Source organism: Symmachiella dynata (assembly GCF_007747995.1).
Lineage (GTDB): Bacteria > Planctomycetota > Planctomycetia > Planctomycetales > Planctomycetaceae > Symmachiella > Symmachiella dynata.
This window is the reverse complement of sequence record NZ_CP036276.1, coordinates 3,493,773-3,509,647: the sequence shown is the minus strand read 5'-3', so window position 1 is coordinate 3,509,647 and position 15,875 is coordinate 3,493,773. Positions and strand designations below refer to the sequence as shown.

Annotated in this window: 17 protein-coding genes; 14 read left to right on the top strand and 3 right to left on the bottom strand. The window is 54.7% G+C overall.

From position 1 onward, the window contains the following. Positions 1-245 precede the first annotated feature (245 nt). Entirely contained in the window at positions 246-800 is a 555-nt protein-coding gene (locus tag Mal52_RS13525; RefSeq protein ID WP_145376738.1) for a hypothetical protein, read from the top strand. 130 nt (positions 801-930) lie between these two features. Here Mal52_RS13525 and larE read toward each other — a convergent pair whose 3' ends face one another. After that, the gene (gene larE, locus Mal52_RS13520) at positions 931-1,788 is read right to left on the bottom strand and encodes an ATP-dependent sacrificial sulfur transferase LarE (protein ID WP_145376737.1); all 858 of its coding nucleotides are present in this window, start codon (positions 1,786-1,788) and stop codon (positions 931-933) included. A 174-nt stretch (positions 1,789-1,962) separates the two neighbouring features. On the opposite strand from larE, the gene Mal52_RS13515 reads away from it, so the two are divergent. Beyond that, positions 1,963-3,366, top strand: a complete 1,404-nt coding sequence (locus Mal52_RS13515) for a hypothetical protein (protein WP_145376736.1) — start codon at positions 1,963-1,965, stop codon at positions 3,364-3,366. 426 nt (positions 3,367-3,792) lie between these two features. Here the strand turns inward: Mal52_RS13515 and Mal52_RS13510 are convergent, their stop codons facing one another. After that, a complete protein-coding gene (locus tag Mal52_RS13510; RefSeq protein ID WP_145376735.1) occupies positions 3,793-4,878 on the bottom strand; it encodes a threonine aldolase family protein in 1,086 nt (361 codons plus the stop codon). A 244-nt stretch (positions 4,879-5,122) separates the two neighbouring features. On the opposite strand from Mal52_RS13510, the gene hisD reads away from it, so the two are divergent. The 6 genes from hisD to Mal52_RS13475 all read left to right on the top strand — a co-directional run bounded on the left by hisD (position 5,123) and on the right by Mal52_RS13475 (position 10,474). Further along, on the top strand, positions 5,123-6,514 hold the full coding sequence (hisD, locus tag Mal52_RS13505; protein ID WP_145376734.1) for a histidinol dehydrogenase: 1,392 nt from the start codon (positions 5,123-5,125) through the stop codon (positions 6,512-6,514). A gap of 28 nt (positions 6,515-6,542) precedes the next feature. After that, on the top strand, positions 6,543-6,785 hold the full coding sequence (locus Mal52_RS13500; RefSeq protein ID WP_231962655.1) for a hypothetical protein: 243 nt from the start codon (positions 6,543-6,545) through the stop codon (positions 6,783-6,785). 818 nt (positions 6,786-7,603) lie between these two features. Beyond that, entirely contained in the window at positions 7,604-8,035 is a 432-nt protein-coding gene (locus Mal52_RS13490; protein WP_145376731.1) for a hypothetical protein, read from the top strand. A 57-nt stretch (positions 8,036-8,092) separates the two neighbouring features. After that, entirely contained in the window at positions 8,093-8,515 is a 423-nt protein-coding gene (locus Mal52_RS13485; protein WP_145376730.1) for a hypothetical protein, read from the top strand. Positions 8,516-8,579: 64 nt separating this feature from the next. Continuing rightward, a complete protein-coding gene (locus Mal52_RS13480) occupies positions 8,580-9,065 on the top strand; it encodes an MgtC/SapB family protein (RefSeq protein WP_197534891.1) in 486 nt (161 codons plus the stop codon). Between the two features lie 662 nt (positions 9,066-9,727). Then, a complete protein-coding gene (locus Mal52_RS13475; RefSeq protein ID WP_145376728.1) occupies positions 9,728-10,474 on the top strand; it encodes a PEP-CTERM sorting domain-containing protein in 747 nt (248 codons plus the stop codon). Between the two features lie 164 nt (positions 10,475-10,638). Here Mal52_RS13475 and Mal52_RS13470 read toward each other — a convergent pair whose 3' ends face one another. Next, entirely contained in the window at positions 10,639-11,919 is a 1,281-nt protein-coding gene (locus tag Mal52_RS13470; protein ID WP_145376727.1) for a formylmethanofuran dehydrogenase subunit B, read from the bottom strand. Between the two features lie 223 nt (positions 11,920-12,142). On the opposite strand from Mal52_RS13470, the gene Mal52_RS13465 reads away from it, so the two are divergent. From Mal52_RS13465 to Mal52_RS29770, 6 genes are all read left to right on the top strand, one after another. Beyond that, positions 12,143-13,246, top strand: coding sequence for an endonuclease/exonuclease/phosphatase family protein (locus tag Mal52_RS13465; protein WP_145376726.1), 1,104 nt, complete (start codon positions 12,143-12,145; stop codon positions 13,244-13,246). 36 nt (positions 13,247-13,282) lie between these two features. After that, positions 13,283-13,501 (top strand): hypothetical protein, encoded by a 219-nt coding sequence (locus Mal52_RS13460; protein ID WP_145376725.1) that lies wholly within the window; start codon positions 13,283-13,285, stop codon positions 13,499-13,501. A gap of 10 nt (positions 13,502-13,511) precedes the next feature. Beyond that, positions 13,512-13,913, top strand: coding sequence for a TspO/MBR family protein (locus Mal52_RS13455; RefSeq protein WP_145376724.1), 402 nt, complete (start codon positions 13,512-13,514; stop codon positions 13,911-13,913). After that, on the top strand, positions 13,913-14,371 hold the full coding sequence (locus tag Mal52_RS13450; protein WP_145376723.1) for a nucleoside deaminase: 459 nt from the start codon (positions 13,913-13,915) through the stop codon (positions 14,369-14,371). Before Mal52_RS13455 ends, Mal52_RS13450 begins: the two co-directional genes overlap by 1 nt. A gap of 39 nt (positions 14,372-14,410) precedes the next feature. Next, complete coding sequence (gene uvsE, locus Mal52_RS13445; protein WP_197534890.1) at positions 14,411-15,586, top strand: UV DNA damage repair endonuclease UvsE; 1,176 nt, start codon at positions 14,411-14,413, stop codon at positions 15,584-15,586. 82 nt (positions 15,587-15,668) lie between these two features. Next, complete coding sequence (locus tag Mal52_RS29770) at positions 15,669-15,818, top strand: hypothetical protein (RefSeq protein ID WP_197533922.1); 150 nt, start codon at positions 15,669-15,671, stop codon at positions 15,816-15,818. Positions 15,819-15,875 lie beyond the last annotated feature (57 nt).

The following is a 15,875-nucleotide window of genomic DNA, read 5'->3' as shown; positions in this document are numbered from 1 at the left end:
AAAAACAAAAGGATCGCTGCGGTCCGGGAAATTTGTGACGACTGGTGACGCAGAGAATTTTTGCGGCAATAAAATCGTTGCAAATTGAAGAAATCCGGTGATCGTTGCGCCAAATCGGGCTCGGTCATGAGCTATGTTTTATTGTGCGCCCGATTTAACGTCGTTCGACGTGGGCAATTGTCTGCCGGAACTGTCATTGACCCGCTTGCGCCGACTGATTCAGCGACTCAATCAGCGACTCACTTATGCAAAGACTTCAAGCACTCATTCGTTCTCGTATGACGGCCAACAGTCGCCGCCAAACCGTCTGGGATATTGCCAAAATTGTGGGCTCGCTCAGTTTGGTGTTCGCTCCCGTGGCGGGGCTGATTGTGTGGTTTAGCAACCCGGTCAACGGCGAACACCATGCCCCTGACGAGGCTAGCCAATCGGCTCAAGCCGCAAAAACCAAAGAACCAACAGAAGTGTACCTCGGCGAGTTTTCCTCGGTCAGTGGTTCTGCGGAACGCGCGAAGGCAACTCCCGAAAGCGAAGGCATCCGCGTGGTGGAGTTTGAAGTCTCAGGGATCATGCGCGGTACGAAAGACGAAGTCATTCATTTCGAACGTCGTTTAGGTGGCTATCACAACCGTATCAAGGCGGCAATGACTGAGATTGCTCGCGGCGCAACAGTTGGCGAACTGAACGACGCCATGACTGAATCGTTGCGAAGCAAAATCCGCAACAAGCTCAACGGATTGTTCCGAAAACCGGTCTTCGAAGAAGTCGTCTTCGGCCACTTCCGCATGTACGAACTCTAACCGCGTGGCGGCTTGGTGCGAGCTTCCGCTCGAGGGGGATGGGCCGCTTCCGTTGGTCGCTGTTTTTTGGGAGCCTGCCTTAGGGATGATGCTGCTACGGATCGGCAATATTACTTGCCGGTTGCATCGGTCACTTGGCGGACATGGTTAGGCTCTCGAGCGGCAGGACGCTGTTCATGCTGCCGGAGCGGAAACCTTCTAGGTCGAGCGTGATGAACTTGAAGCCCAGCGATTTGAAGTGCGTCGTGATTTTGTCACGGATATCGTCGTTCGCAAAACGTGCAAGCGCCGTAACGGGGACTTCGATCCGGGCTAGGTCATTGGGTTCGTGACGCACACGTAACTCACGCAAGCCCAACTCTTCACGCAGGAAGCATTCCGCCTCATCCACGCGGCGCACGCGTTCGGGAGTCACGCTGAGTCCATAGGCGATGCGACTGGACAGGCAAGGGCTGGCCGGTTTGTCCCAGATGGGCAACTCCCAATCGGCGGCCAACGCACGGACGTCCGCCTTGGTGAACTCAGCTTCGATTAGCGGGCTGCGAATATCGTGTTCACTGGCCGCTTGCATGCCGGGGCGGTGATCGCCGCGATCATCGAGGTTAGCGCCATTGACAATTACATCAACGTTCAATTGAGGCGCCAAACCTTCCAACTGCGTATACAACTCCGTCTTGCAGAAGTAACAGCGGTTGGAGGCGTTTTTGAGGTAATCGCTGTTTTCAAATTCCTCGGTCCGCACGACTTGGTGGCGAATGCCGATGAGCGCTGCTAAGCGTTTGGCCTCTTCCAATTCTCCGCCAGCGAGACTGGGGCTATCGGCGGTCACTGCGACCGCGCGGTCTCCACAAGCTAGTTGTGCTGCTTTGGCAACCACTGTGCTGTCGATCCCGGCTGAAAATGCGACCGCCACGCGCCCATAGCCGGACAAAATGCCGAGCAAGGCGTCACGCTTTTCAACCAATTGGACGGGGAGGGAGTCGGACATTACGCGTTCATTTCAAGAGGGCGCCATGCTGGCGGAAACCGAGAACTATGCACCTACCATTATAACGAGCGCGACCCGACTGGCAATGAGCGTTGCCGCTGCCGTTGCGTGGTGTCTACAATGGTTTTACGACATTAGATACCTCCCACCTTCAATCTCAATAGGCCTGCCCTCATGCCCGCTTCTGATCGCCGCCAATTTCTGCAAACGTCCCTCGGTGCGGTAACCGCATTGCCACTTTTTTCGGGCATGGAAGCCTTACTTGCTGCCGAGTCGACTGAACAAAGCGGCAAAATGACGATTGCTCCCTTTCGGTTTGATGTCACGCCGCCAATGGGACATTCGCTGTGCGGTGGGTGGATCAAACCGGTTGAGGCGGTCGACGACTCGCTGGAAGCGATTGGATTTGTACTCACCGGTGCGGGGAAACCGATCGTGCTGTGCGCCGTTGACTGGACGGGGCTATTGAATGACGCGCACGTGCAATGGCGGACGGCCTTAGCCGAGGCGGCCGGGACGACACCGGAACGGGTTGCGGTGCAATGCGTACATCAACACAACGCACCCTTTGCCTGCCTCGATGCGGAGAAGCTGATTCTGGAGCAGGGGGATCTGCCGCACATTGTGGAGCTGGATTATTTTGAGGATTGCTTAAAGCGGGGTCGGGGGGCGATCAAAGAAGCATTGAAAAACGCACGGCCGGTGACGCACGTTGCCCACGGGCAAGCCAAGGTGGAAAAGGTCGCCTCAAACCGTCGTGTGTTTCGCGACGAAAACGGCAAAGTCAAAGCCATGCGTGGCAGCAGCTGTACGAATGAAGCATTGCGAGCTTTGCCCGAAGGATTGATCGATCCGTGGCTGAAAACGGTCGCGTTTTATGACGGCGACGAGAAGGTGGTATCCTGCCATTATTATGCGACGCACCCCATGAGTTATTACGGCGACGGCCGCGTGAGCAGCGACTTCGCCGGTTTGGCTCGTAAAAAACGCCAAGCCGAACAACCCGAATGCACACACATCTACTTCACCGGGTGCGCCGGCAACATTGCCGCCGGGAAATACAACGACGGTTCCCATGAAGCGCGGCCGATTCTGACCGAGCGGATGTATGACGGCATCGTCAAATCCGAAGAGTCGCTCAAACCGCAACCGATCCAACAAGCGTCGTGGCACACACAAGATATTCTACCAACGCCCCGCGCCAGTTTGTCACAAGAGGATCTCGTTGCCGAAATCAGTAATCGCGATAACGCGGTCGTGGGCCGCAACCGGCCGTCGTACATGCTAACTTGGCTGCGGCGGGTTGAGAAACAGATTCCCATTGTGCTCAGTTCGCTGCACGTCAACGACATTGCACTGCTACATCTGCCGGCGGAGTGCTTTATCGAATACCAACTCCACGCGCAAAGCCTCGCCCCCAACCGTTTCGTCGCCACAGCCGCGTACGGCGACGGCGGGCCGTGGTATATTCCCACAGCCGCGGAATACCCGAACGGCGGTTACGAAGTCGGCGTCGCATTTTGCGAGCCGGGGGTGGATGAATTGTTGCGGGGCAATAGCGAGAAACTGCTGTCGTAGACAGTGGAGTGTTTTCGTATTTAGATAATGAGATCTCTGGATGCCCAAGCCCGGTTCACCGGGCGCCCCGCGCAGCGGTATTAGCCCCGTCATTTATGACGGGGTGGGCATTGGCTCAAGCCAAACTGCGAGAAGCCTCGTGAACGAGGCTTATTTTTGCGATGGGTACGACATGCGCGACCCCGCCGTAAACGACGGGGCTAATACACGCGAATCGCGTGACAAGTCCCGTAAACGGGACTAACGTTTACGGGCGACAAGAGACCTACGGCTAGCGAATTGCAGGGTTCCGTGGTGAGAATGTGAGGGTGTCTGCCACGTTTGAGGGGCACCCCAATCCCTCAAGCCTTACACCTACCTCGAGTACAACACGTCCTGGCAGGAGCCTCACCCTCCCGGAGACGTCGTTCGTTTGCCCCGATCGCCTCACCGGCTGGCGTAGGGGCCGCCGGTGATGGTTTCGGCGACGTCCGCCAGACCTTTGCTCAGGCAATCGCCGATCAACTCTGCTGCGCGGAGGGACTGCTCGCGGGTGACGTCCAAATGCGTGCAGGCCCGCAATGACTGCGGCCCGGTCGGGTTGATGTTCACGCCCAATTCTCGCAGTCGTGACGACAGAGCGAAGGCGGTGCCGTACTCTTGCTCGACGTCGAAGAACACGAGGTTCGTTTCCGGCATTTCAATCTCGATGCCTTCGATCTGTGACAATGCTTCGGCGAATGCACGGGCGTTGTCGTGGTCCTCTTGCATGCGGTCGACGTTGTTCTCCAACGCATAAATCGCCGCAGCAGCCACGATACCGCTTTGGCGCATCGCACCGCCAAATAATTTGCGGGCGCGGCGGGCAATGCGAATTTCTTCTTCGGACCCAATCAGCGCCGACCCCATCGGGCAGCCCAGACCTTTGGAGAAACAGACGGAGATCGTATCGACCGGCTCGCAGATTTCCTGTGCTGTGTAGCCTCCCGCCACAACGGCGTTGAACAGCCGCGCACCGTCCATGTGGACCTTCAAGCCGTTTTCATGCGCCCAGGCGCCGATTTGTTGCATGGCCCCCAATGAATAGACGACGCCGCCACCGCGATTGGCGGTGTTTTCGACGCAGACCAACCGTGTGGGGCAAAGGTGTTGATCGTCGTTGTGGATCTGGCCTTCCAGATCAGAAACTTCTAACAGACCGCGGCGGCCGATGATGGGCCGACAGGTCACGCCACTCAGTGCCGCCGGTCCACCCGCTTCATAACTGGCAATATGCCCCCAGGCCTCGATCAGCAATTCGTCTCCCGGACGACAATGCACGCGGACCCCCATTTGATTCGATTGCGTTCCCGAACAGGCAAACACAGCCGCTTCCTTGCCCAACCGCTCGGCAATCATCGCTTCCAACCGGTTGACGGTCGGATCCTCACCCGACATATCATCCCCCACCTCGGCATTGGCGATCGCTTCGCGCATGGCGGGGGTCGGTTTGGTCATGGTATCGCTACGCATTTCGATGATTGCGTCGGGCATTTTGATCATTATCCTGGTTGGCTTTTAGTTGGGGAACCGTACCGGCAGGCAATTGCATACCGCTCGCCATTTGCCGCTTGGCTCGGGCGATATTGATACTTTAGTCGCCCAGCGGGCGTTGATCAATCAGGTGCCGTCCGTTCGGCGAGGCCCGGTCGGCGAACTTTACCATCACCAGCTCACTGTATAGGATGCGAGACGAAGATTCTTTTCCGAGTATATTCCCACAAAACGGCACCCGGTCATGACCGATTCCAGCTCCCAAACACTCAATATCCAAACCATCGACTGCCACAACGAGGACCCGATTGCGGCGCTCTCGGAGTTGCGGCGCAAACTCAGCCCGCGGGGGGATATCGTCTCCGCTGCGGGGCGACAGCGGACGATCGACTTGTTTGGAGCCCCACTCACACCACAACAGGTCGTCGAGAAGATCTGCAGCGACGTCCGCGCGCAAGGTTTGCCGGCGGTGCTGGAATATACGGCCAAACTGGACCGCCGCGAACTGGATGTCGACACGATGCGGGTGACGGCCGAGGAACTGGCTGACGCCCACGCCGCCGCCGATGAAGAATATCTGGCCACTATTCGCCGGATTCGTGACAACGTCTTGGAATTTCAACAGGCGATTCTTAATCAAGACGTCAGCATCGAACGTGCCAGCGGAGCAGGGCGGGTGGTGCTTGGTCAGCGGTATTTGCCGCTACGGCGGATTGGGGTCTGCATTCCGGGGGGAGCGGCGGCGTACCCGTCGACACTATTGATGACGGCTGTCCCCGCGCAGGCGGCGGGTGTTCAGGAGATCGCCGTCATTGTGCCCCCGACCGATTTTGGCGGATACAACGTCGACATTCTGGCCGCCTGCCATGAGTTAGGCATTACGGAAGTCATTCGCGTCGGTGGAGCACAGGGAGTGGCGGCGCTTGCCTATGGGGTCGAAGGGATTCCACAGGTCGACAAAATCGTGGGGCCGGGCAATCTGTTCGTTGCCCTGGCCAAACAACACGTCTTCGGCGACGTCGACATCGACAGCATCGCCGGCCCGAGCGAAGTGGTGGTGTTGGCCGATGAAACGGCGCGGGCCGATTTTGTCGCCAGTGATTTGATTTCCCAGGCCGAGCATTCACCCGGCAGCGGCGTGATGATCACCTGGCATCAACCGTTGATGGAGGCGGTGCGGGCGGAGTTGATAGCACAACTCGCGCAACTGGAACGGGGAGATTTAGCCCGCACCAGCTTAGAGGATTACGGCGCATTAATTCTGGCTCGCGACGCGGATGAAGCGTGCCGACTCTCGGACTTGCTCGCGCCGGAGCACTTGCATGTCTCCACGGCTAACCCGGAATCGCTGCTGGACAAACTCCAAAACGCCGGCGCAATTTTCCTAGGGCACTACACCCCGGTCGCCGCCGGCGATTACGTCGCCGGGCCATCCCACGTCCTGCCGACCGGCGGCACCGCACGTTTTGCTAATGGATTGTGCGCGAATGACTTTTTGAAACGTTCGTCGATCATCCGTTACGACGAAGCCAGCTTGCGGGGAGATGCGGGGGATATTTGCCGCATGGCGGACAAGGAAGGGCTAACGGCGCACGGGGCGAGTGTGTCAGTGCGGGTTGGAGCGTCAGATGTGTGAATCAATCGACAATGTGAACGGAATCACTATGAAGCCGTGGTTCCTAACCAAATGGCTTGCGTTATCGGCTGCGTTCAGCATTGCAGTCATGCTGCCTTGGTGCCCATTGGTAGCCTATTGGTTTCTCATGGATTTCTGGATCGGCAAGGCGCCATATCTTTTTGTGATGTTGTTTTTTACGGCCGGAGCCGAAATTGGCTCATGGGTGATCTTCAAAAAAACGGCGAAGTGCTTGGCGGAATTTTTTTTCGCAAATATTGAGCAAGAGTAGGCTCCCGCCTGCCGCTCGTACCAAGCCGCGTCGCCTATTACGCACGGCAGGCGGGAGCCTGCCCTACGGTACTATTACAACCAACATCATGGGAAAAGCAAAATCCCGCTATGTCTGTAAAGCGATTCCAGGCGTCGGTTGGCGAATTTGGAATCGGAAAATGCGAAAATGGTGGGGGAATCCTTTTCGTGATTTTCCCAGTGAGTTGCTTGAAGAATTGAATGGCCCTAAACGCCCGGAAAAGCTAGTGGAACTTTGCAAGCGCAAATAACCTTTCTCTCCAAGCTGCGGATGGAGAGACAGTGCCCCGCACCGTCTGCCAGCAGAAAGGCTTGGTCAGAAGTGGTATCTATGTTAATAGTATTACCCGCCCCGGTATCACAGACCACTTTTCCCACAGTTGCTGAGGTGCTTCACTATGGCGCGGTTTCTCTTTCTTGTGATCCGCTTCTCCATTGGTCTCGTTGCATTCTATGTCTGGATAATGATCTCGACTTGGTGTGGGGTCTTTGAGCATTATCCTGAATGGATACGTGCACATCCATTATGGTTGTTCATTACGCTCCCATTGTCTCTCTTGTATCTTCCAATGGGATTAACAATGGCTTTTTGGTGCGCAGCAGGCCGTTTGCCGCAATGGCTCAACCGTTCATCGCCGCGCCGTTCAAAACTATGGGCGGACAGTGTGGATGAAATACAACGACGGACGTAAGTTCAACCTGCTAAGGAAGTCTCAAGACAGGGCGACTCCAATTGTTTTTTAGGGGCTCCCCTTGGAGACGGGTTGCGTTTCACCGCTCAGATAAGGAGTTGTCTTCATGTCTTCCACTGATAACATAGGCACGATCATGCTCATCGCGGGGGCGGTCGCGTTGATGTACCTAGGGTATCTGGCATTGATCATCCGGGCATCACAGAAGAAATTGTCGACAGAACATACGATCCGATATGCGCTGGGGGGCCTCATGGTCTATGTGATGGCGACTTGCATTGCCTGGCAATGTGCTGTCACGGAAACTCCAAAGTTAGAGCTGGATCTCACCGAATTGCAAAACGCGGAAGATCCGAATTCTTTTTTGGTCGAACGGGTGGATCATTTTAACGGTGCAATCAACGTCCATTGGGGGAAGTCCCAATTCATCCGGGCAATGACGATCATTTATGTGTTCGGTGGTTTAGTGATAATGGGCCAAGTATTGGCAAAACGCTATTGCCGCGATGATGTGAGTGAGCAACAATCCGCGAAGTAATCGCGACTGGAACGACTTGGCCCAGGCGGGTTCGAATACCAACAAGGGATTGTGCTCATGTCTGACATCGACCCATTCGATCTGAATTTCGTCCTGGTTTCCGTGTTGACGATAGTCTATTGGGGGTTTTTACATTGGATCATGCGGCCTCAACAGCAACGGTGGTCCACATCGCAAACCATTCAATACACATGCAGAGGCTTGCTTTGCTATGTTATCTTGGTGATCGTCCCTTTGGGCACTTTACCGTTGCCTCCCCAATCTCCCCTTGACCGCACCGATCTGATCGCCGATGTAGACGCATTCGACCGAATTAATTTGTTATACGAACGAATTCGGCAAGCGGAATTCGAGTCACGCATGTATTGGCAAAATGTAAATACCCAACAAAATATTAGGATGATCTGCGTACTCATGTCCATCATTTACACTGCTGAGCGATTGGCCAAACGATACGTCAATGATCAAGTGAATGTGTAACCCTGCAAGCAGGCGGGAGGCTGACCAGTGGTGGAAAGAGCACTCCCCCCAACAGACAATCATCATGTTCGAGTTTATCGATTCCATCCCGGACATTATCCTGCGGCCGCTGATGGCGGTGTTGTGTGCGGCGGTGTTGGGGTTTGAGCGTGAAACACAGGGCAAGGCGGCTGGGTTGCGGACGCAGATGATGGTGGGGCTGGGGACGGCTATCTTTACGATGGCCGCCTGGAACTTACAGGAGCGATTGGCCGATACTGAGGGAGCGACCCGCGTCGATCCTACTCGCGTGATTGCCGGAATCGTCGGTGGACTGGGATTTCTGGGCGCTGGCTCGATTATCCAGGCGGGGAAATCCATCCGCGGGCTGACGACAGCCGCTACCGTGTGGGTCGTGGGTGCGGTGGGGATCGCCTGTGGATTGGGGGACTATCTACTGGCACTCGTCGCCACCGGATTTGCGACCATCATTTTGGTCGGGGTCGGCTATCTGGAGCATCGCACCGATATTACCGGTTCCACGAAAAGTCTCCCCCCTAAAGACTCCTAAGGTCGAACTGTTTGCGTCAGGTTCCGCGCGACCGACAGCGAAACATCGACCTCCCAAGTCAGTGGCGACGATCGCCCGTATCGCCGGTCTGGGAGGCGTACGTCGTTTGACGTGATGCCCCAACACCTAGGAATGAATGGCTGAGGCTGCGCATTTGGGTGCCGTGAAATTTCGAACAAAACCGGCACCGTAGCTGAAAGCTTGCTCTTCACCGCAGGTATTTTCCCCGACAGCCATCGAAGCGCTCAGCCTGTCGATAGCTCCTCTTGCGCGCACTTTCGAACTCATGGTCCATCCAAACTGGTTCGCTTTGATCAATCGATCTTTGGCTGCACTCCTCCCAAAACGGCGTCAAGAAGCCTTTACGATTTGCTAAGGAAATGACGATCAAATTGAACATGCCGAAATGTGAGTCAACAAGTGGCCTAAAAGAAAAAAAGCAAAAGTCCAAGCAGAATGGCCACTTAGAGGGACAGTTCGGTCTTTAGCGTTCCGATTGGCACAGTTTTTCCTAATCCCCGTATTCGTCGCAAAGCTACAAAAGTGAGCACGCGACGGAATTTGTGGGCCGTGACGCCAGACAGGCTATCTGTGCCGGCAGGATGGACATCGTTTGAAGTTTCACCATTTTTTTGTTTTGGGCAAATCAAGGGGAGAGTTTGATGAAGAAGTGTTTGATGTTGAGTGCGGCGGTGTTGGTGGCTTGTAGCTTAGAAGCACAGGCTGGGTTTATTGACTTCGAAAGCGGCTATGCCGATCTGCAATCGGTTAATGGTGCGATCGATACGGGCGACAACTTGGTTTCAATTTCCACCACCGGTGCCACGGGCAACCCCACGGGTCTGTCCTACATCGCCGCAGTCGGCGAACCGCGCAGCGCGTTTACAACCGGGACGAATCCGGGTGTCATGAATGATCAAGCCGTCGACAACCGTGCGGGTGAGTTCTTCCTGACAGATGAAAACACGCCGGGCTCGAACGTCTATGCTTCGGATTACATCTTCAGCTTCGCTGATGGGATCACCGATTTGAGCTTGGACATCTTCGACTTCCGCGTCGATGGGGGAGCCCAAGACGTTGGATCGACCGCCACGGCGATGTTGACATTGTTCTCCGATGACGCGATGACAAACATCGTCGGCATGACCTCCTTCACAGCGGACCTACAAAACCAACCGATCGACGGCAACTGGGAAAACCTGCTGGTCGTCGCCAACGGCGTGGCTGTGAAAGCGGTCTTGGATTTCGGTGGCCTGGATCGCGGTGTCGGTGTCGACAACATCAACTTCACCACGCAACCGCCGCCGGTCAATCCGGTTCCGGAACCGTCATCGTTCGTGCTGATGGGCCTGGGAGCCATTGGCCTGATCGGCTTCCGCCGTCGCCAACAACGTCGTGCGGCCAAATAACAATCCATGAACTACGACGAACAACGGATGCATTATCGAACGACTCCCCGATAATGATTTGAGGGTGCCGGAAGCACCAATAGGCCGACCTCAAGCCCGGACGACAATGTGTCGCCCGGGTTTTTTGCGTTTGTGATGCACTAGTGATCATGCGTGATATGTTGTTATCCACCGACGTTGACAAACGTATCCGTGATCCGCTGCAAAATCTCAGCATCGCTGGGATAAGACGTCGGCAAAACCTGTCGCAATGGGATCGGTACTTCGTCCATGCGATAAACGATACCCGGAAGATGCACACCGTACACGGCGGTGGTGAATTGAACCTGCGGCTGGAAATGAACGGGCAGGGTGGGGTAGTCCAGCAAAATCGTCGGGATGGTTTCTAGATAACGCCGCGCCGCAGGCGACATGTGCGGCACGCTTTCGCCCCCGACCAACAGGCACAGGTCGACTTCGCCACGTTCGAGCAGATCGTTGGCAGAATATTCGCCGGGATTATACCGCGGATACCCGCGGCCGAGATTGACGCCAAAGGGATATCCCGTCTGCCAACAGAGCACACAGTCGGCACCGGTGACGTCGCCATGCATTCGCATTCGCCGGGCATGAAATCTCGTGTGGGCATTTAAGTCAGTGACGAGTCGCAACAAGGCCTCGACGTTGAGATGGCCCAATTGCTGATGGGCTAATCCCAAACCAAAAAAGACGACACCGCAACGGCACGACTTCATGCGATCGGCTAACTCTGTGAGTTGATCGATGGGAATGCCGGAATAGGCATCCTCTGCCGGCCGTTCACCGCGCAATAAACTGCGGAGCGTCCAAATCATTTCGAAGTCTGTGCCTGGTTCGACCTGGAGAAAGATGTCAGCGGCGTCTGCGGTTTGTGTGCGCTCGGAGTCTATTGCGATCACAGTGCGATCGCTCCGCCCGTTCGGGATGAATTCGCCAACCGGGTCGACGGAATAGCGTTCGAAATGCCGCGGATGACTGATAACGGGGTCGACGCCCCAAAAGATCACCAGATCGGCGCGGTTCTTGATCTCTCCCAAGGAAGATGTCGATTCCCCGACATGTTGAATCGCCATGATCGACGGCGCATGGCAGAGCGATGCCGTCGTGTCGATGATTGCACCAACTGTATCGGCAAGCTGCACAGCGGCGCGTTGCCCTTCGGAACTGCTGCGCGACAACCCAAAAATCAGCGGCGCCTGCGACTTCAATAATAAATCGGTGGCATGTTCAATCGCAGTGTGGATCTCGACAGGCTTTTGATTGATTGCCGCACTCGGTGGTTGCTGCGAGTCTTGTTCCAGAAACCAGGACTCGGAGAGTTCACAAGCGCCGGACACTGCTTGGATCCGGCCATTTTCGACGGATACCTGCAGGTCATCACAAACACACCCACACTTTGTGCAGGCGACATTTTGTATCACTTCCATCCGACACTTTCTCTGCTCTTGGCTCAACGGCTAATCAACGGCCAATTTATCGAGGTAGCAGTCCCGTCGGAAAGGCACTCAGCCAGATGCGCACAAATTTGGTGCAAAGCTCCTTTACAAATGCCAAGTCATTCGACAGACACGAAGAGAGCCCCGGCAGCCATGAACCAAAGTCCGGGGAAGAGTTAACGTCCTAAACCAATGGGGTTAAAGGCGTTATCAAGTGGTGACTTTGAGAACTGATGCGTCCCCGCATGATCGATATGTTCAGGGACGTCAAGAAAAAAAGATCACCTGTACGAATCCTATTTTGTGCGGTTTGCAGCAGTCAGCCAAACAATGGTCATTGATGCAGCGGATTCCCGCGAGCGAATTTGCTACCATTCAGGCCGGGATCGATGCAGGGATCTCGAATGAGTTTTCGCACCTCAGGCAGTCACAACTTAATGATTCAAGGTATAGCTCGATGAAACGACTCCTTTTTGCTTTTGTGCTTCTGGCTACGGTGGGGCAACATGCTTTCGCCGAATCACTGAACGTGATGACGTGGAACATTCGCTTAAACACCCCCAGCGACGGAATTAATGCTTGGCCGAATCGCAAAGATTGGGTGGCCGAGATCGTCATTAAAAACAAAGTGGACATCGCTGGATTTCAAGAGGTTCTCATCGAACAGCTTGAGGACTTGAAAGCACGGCTATCGGAAATGGACGTTTATGGCGTGGGTCGGGACGATGGTAAAAATGCTGGCGAGTTTACACCGATTTTCTTCCGCAAGGAGCGCTTCGAGTTGCTCGAGGAATCGACGTTCTGGCTTTCCACAACCCCCGACAAGACTGCCAGCAAGGGATGGGATGCAGCCTTGCCGCGCATTGCCAGTTGGGTCAAGCTCAAGGATCGCCAAACAGGAGCTGTCTTTTACGTGATGAATACGCACTTTGATCATCGTGGAAAGCAGGCTCGAGCTGAAAGCGCGAAACTTTTATTGAAACAAATGCGGGAACAAGTTGTGGATCATCCTGTCATACTCATGGGCGATTTCAATACGATGCCAGACTCGCCCCCGTACGACACATTGATCGGAAAGGGCACGCAGGCCCGTCCCGTATATCACGATGCTTACAAGCATTCGGTACAAAAACCCGCAGGTCCAGATTCGACTTGGAACGGATTCAAAGCCATTATCCCCCAACGACGAATTGATTTTATATTCACCACGAAAACAGTCAAAGTCGAGCGGTTCCAGACCCTTGATGACCAGCGAGACGGTCGATTCCCTTCCGATCACCTGCCGATTGTCACAGAGCTTGAAATCCCGCAGAAGTGACCTGCCACTCCATCCATTTTTTCCAAAGGACATCGAATGAGCCATGAGGACAAACCATGCCCTGATTGCGATGGCACCTTGAAGGCTGTCAGGCTGATCGATAAGGCATTCAACACGCATGAAAATGTTGAGTACACAGTTCCAGAAGCAAAGCGAAGCTTTTGGAGCGGACAATTCCCGATTGAAGGCAAAGTTGCCGCTTTCATGTGCGATTCGTGCGGAAGAATGCTCTTCTACGGCCAGAGCAAGGAGTAAGTAACTTACGATGGAATGGATGGAGTGGTACAACAACTTGGCGAAACCCTCATGGACGCCCCCCGGTTCCACGATTGGTTTGATCTGGCAGATTCTTTACCCGATTATCATCGTGTCATTCGGCTTCGTGTTCGTGCAGGCGTTTCGCAAGAAAGTGCCGTGGCTGGTCGCTCTTCCGTTCGCCATCAATCTCGTGGCGAATCTGATCTTCACGCCCATTCAATTCGGAATGCGGAATCTGCCGTTGGCAGCAGTGGACATCTTGATTGTGTTGGGCACCATCATGTGGATGATGGTGGCAATCTGGCGGCATTATCGCTGGGTGGCTGTGGCGCAAGTGCCGTACTTCGTGTGGGTTTCGATTGCGACCTACTTACAACTCAGCATTACGTGGATGAATTGGGGGCAGTAATGCTTGACCACGAACATTACATGCGACGAGCGATTGAACTGGCTGCGAATGTTCCCGACCTTCCGTTCGGCGCATTGATTACCGATCAGACTTCCGGAGAGATTCTTGCGGAGGGCTGGAATAGGTCGTCCATCAACCCCACGTGGCACGGGGAGATCGACGCCATCAATCAAATGGCCGCAGGGGTGCGTGATTGGAAAGAGCGACGATTGGCTCTGTACACCACCGCTGAACCCTGCCCGATGTGCCAAGGAGCGATCCTGTGGACCGGAATCGAAACGGTGGTGTTTGGTTCGTCGATCCAATTTCTGCAAGAACTCGGTTGGAAACAAATCGACATCTTCGCGCAAGAGGTTGCACAGCGAACCCCGTTTCACGATTGCACATTGATCGGCGGGATTCTTGAAGCCGAATGTCATGCGTTGTTTGAAGCGGCATCGAAGGATGATTCCAAATGAAGCTGCACAACACCTGGATGAATGGGGAAACGTAGCCTCTTGAAAAACAAAGCAACACGTTCGTCCTCAATTCGCTTTGGCCTCTGCTGCACCTTCATGGACCAGGCCATCAAGTTTCGCAACACGACGGTCAAAGCAATCAGCAGCATGGAGCGGGATGCCGCTCTGAAAAAGCTGTCCGGGTTGTGCATGGCAAATGCCGAGGCTTTACTGCAATCACTTCAATTCTGTGCCGACAACGGCATCGGCTGCTTCCGCATCAACAGTCAAGTCCTGCCAGTGAAGACGCATGCCGAATGCGGCTACGATGTGTTCGATCTTCCCGAGGGCGATGAGATCGTGCGTCAGTTCAAGGCATGCGGCAAGTTTGCCCAGGAACACAACATTAGAACCTGTTTTCATCCCGATCAATTTGTGGTGCTAAACTCGCCTCGTCCGGACGTTGTCGACCGATCGATTGCTGAATTGGAATACCAGGCCGAGGTTGCTGAGTGGGTTGCAGCTGATGTCGTGAATATCCATGGTGGCGGAGCGTATGGTGATAAACAAAAGGCCCTGGCTGATTTCTCTAGGAATCTGAAACGATTGTCCTCACGGGTCAGAACCCGGCTGACAGTCGAGAATGATGACACGACATACACACCCTCTGACCTGCTACCGCTGTGCAAGGCAGAAGGCATCCCGTTGGTCTATGACGTCCATCATCACCGCTGCAATCAAGATGAAAAATCTGTCGAAGAGATAACCGAGCAAGCCATTGCCACTTGGGACCGGGAGCCAATGTTTCACATCTCCAGCCCTATCGAAGGCTGGGAGGGGCCAAAGCCGCGGCGTCATCACGATTTCATTGACATTGAGGATTTCCCCAAATGTTGGCGAGACCTGGACCTCACCATCGAGGTCGAAGCCAAGGCCAAAGAGGTCGCTGTGTTGCGGCTCAAGAAGCAACTGGCCGAAAGCTGGTTCGTTTACATACTACGCTGCAGTGACGGCTCGCTTTACACGGGAATCACGAACGATTTGTCCCGGAGATGCGAGCAGCATAATAACGGGACAGCTTCACGTTATACTCGTAGCCGTTTGCCTGTCGAGTTGGTCTACCAAGAGTCGCAAGACAGTAAAAGTCGGGCGTTGAAACGAGAATTAGCGATCAAAGCGATGACACGAAAAGCGAAAGAAGCTCTGATCAAGTCCGCTGCGAAGCAAAAGCAGTGACAAGGGTGCCGAGGGCCTGCAATTGCATGGTCGCCCCCAATTCCGTAATAATCCACGAGGCGATATTGCCAAGGAGGGAATCATGAAAGACGAAAATACAAATCAAGAATCAAAACCGCCTCGTCCCGTCTGCCCGGTCTGCCGCGGCGAACTGATTGAAATTCGCGCCAAGCTCCAATGTTCCCGCTGCCACACGATTTGCGAGACGTGTTGCGAAGGGGGACGAGGATAAGGTGCAGCGAACTTCTTTGGGTATTGAGCAAGAATTGCCAGGAGACCACGATAACAT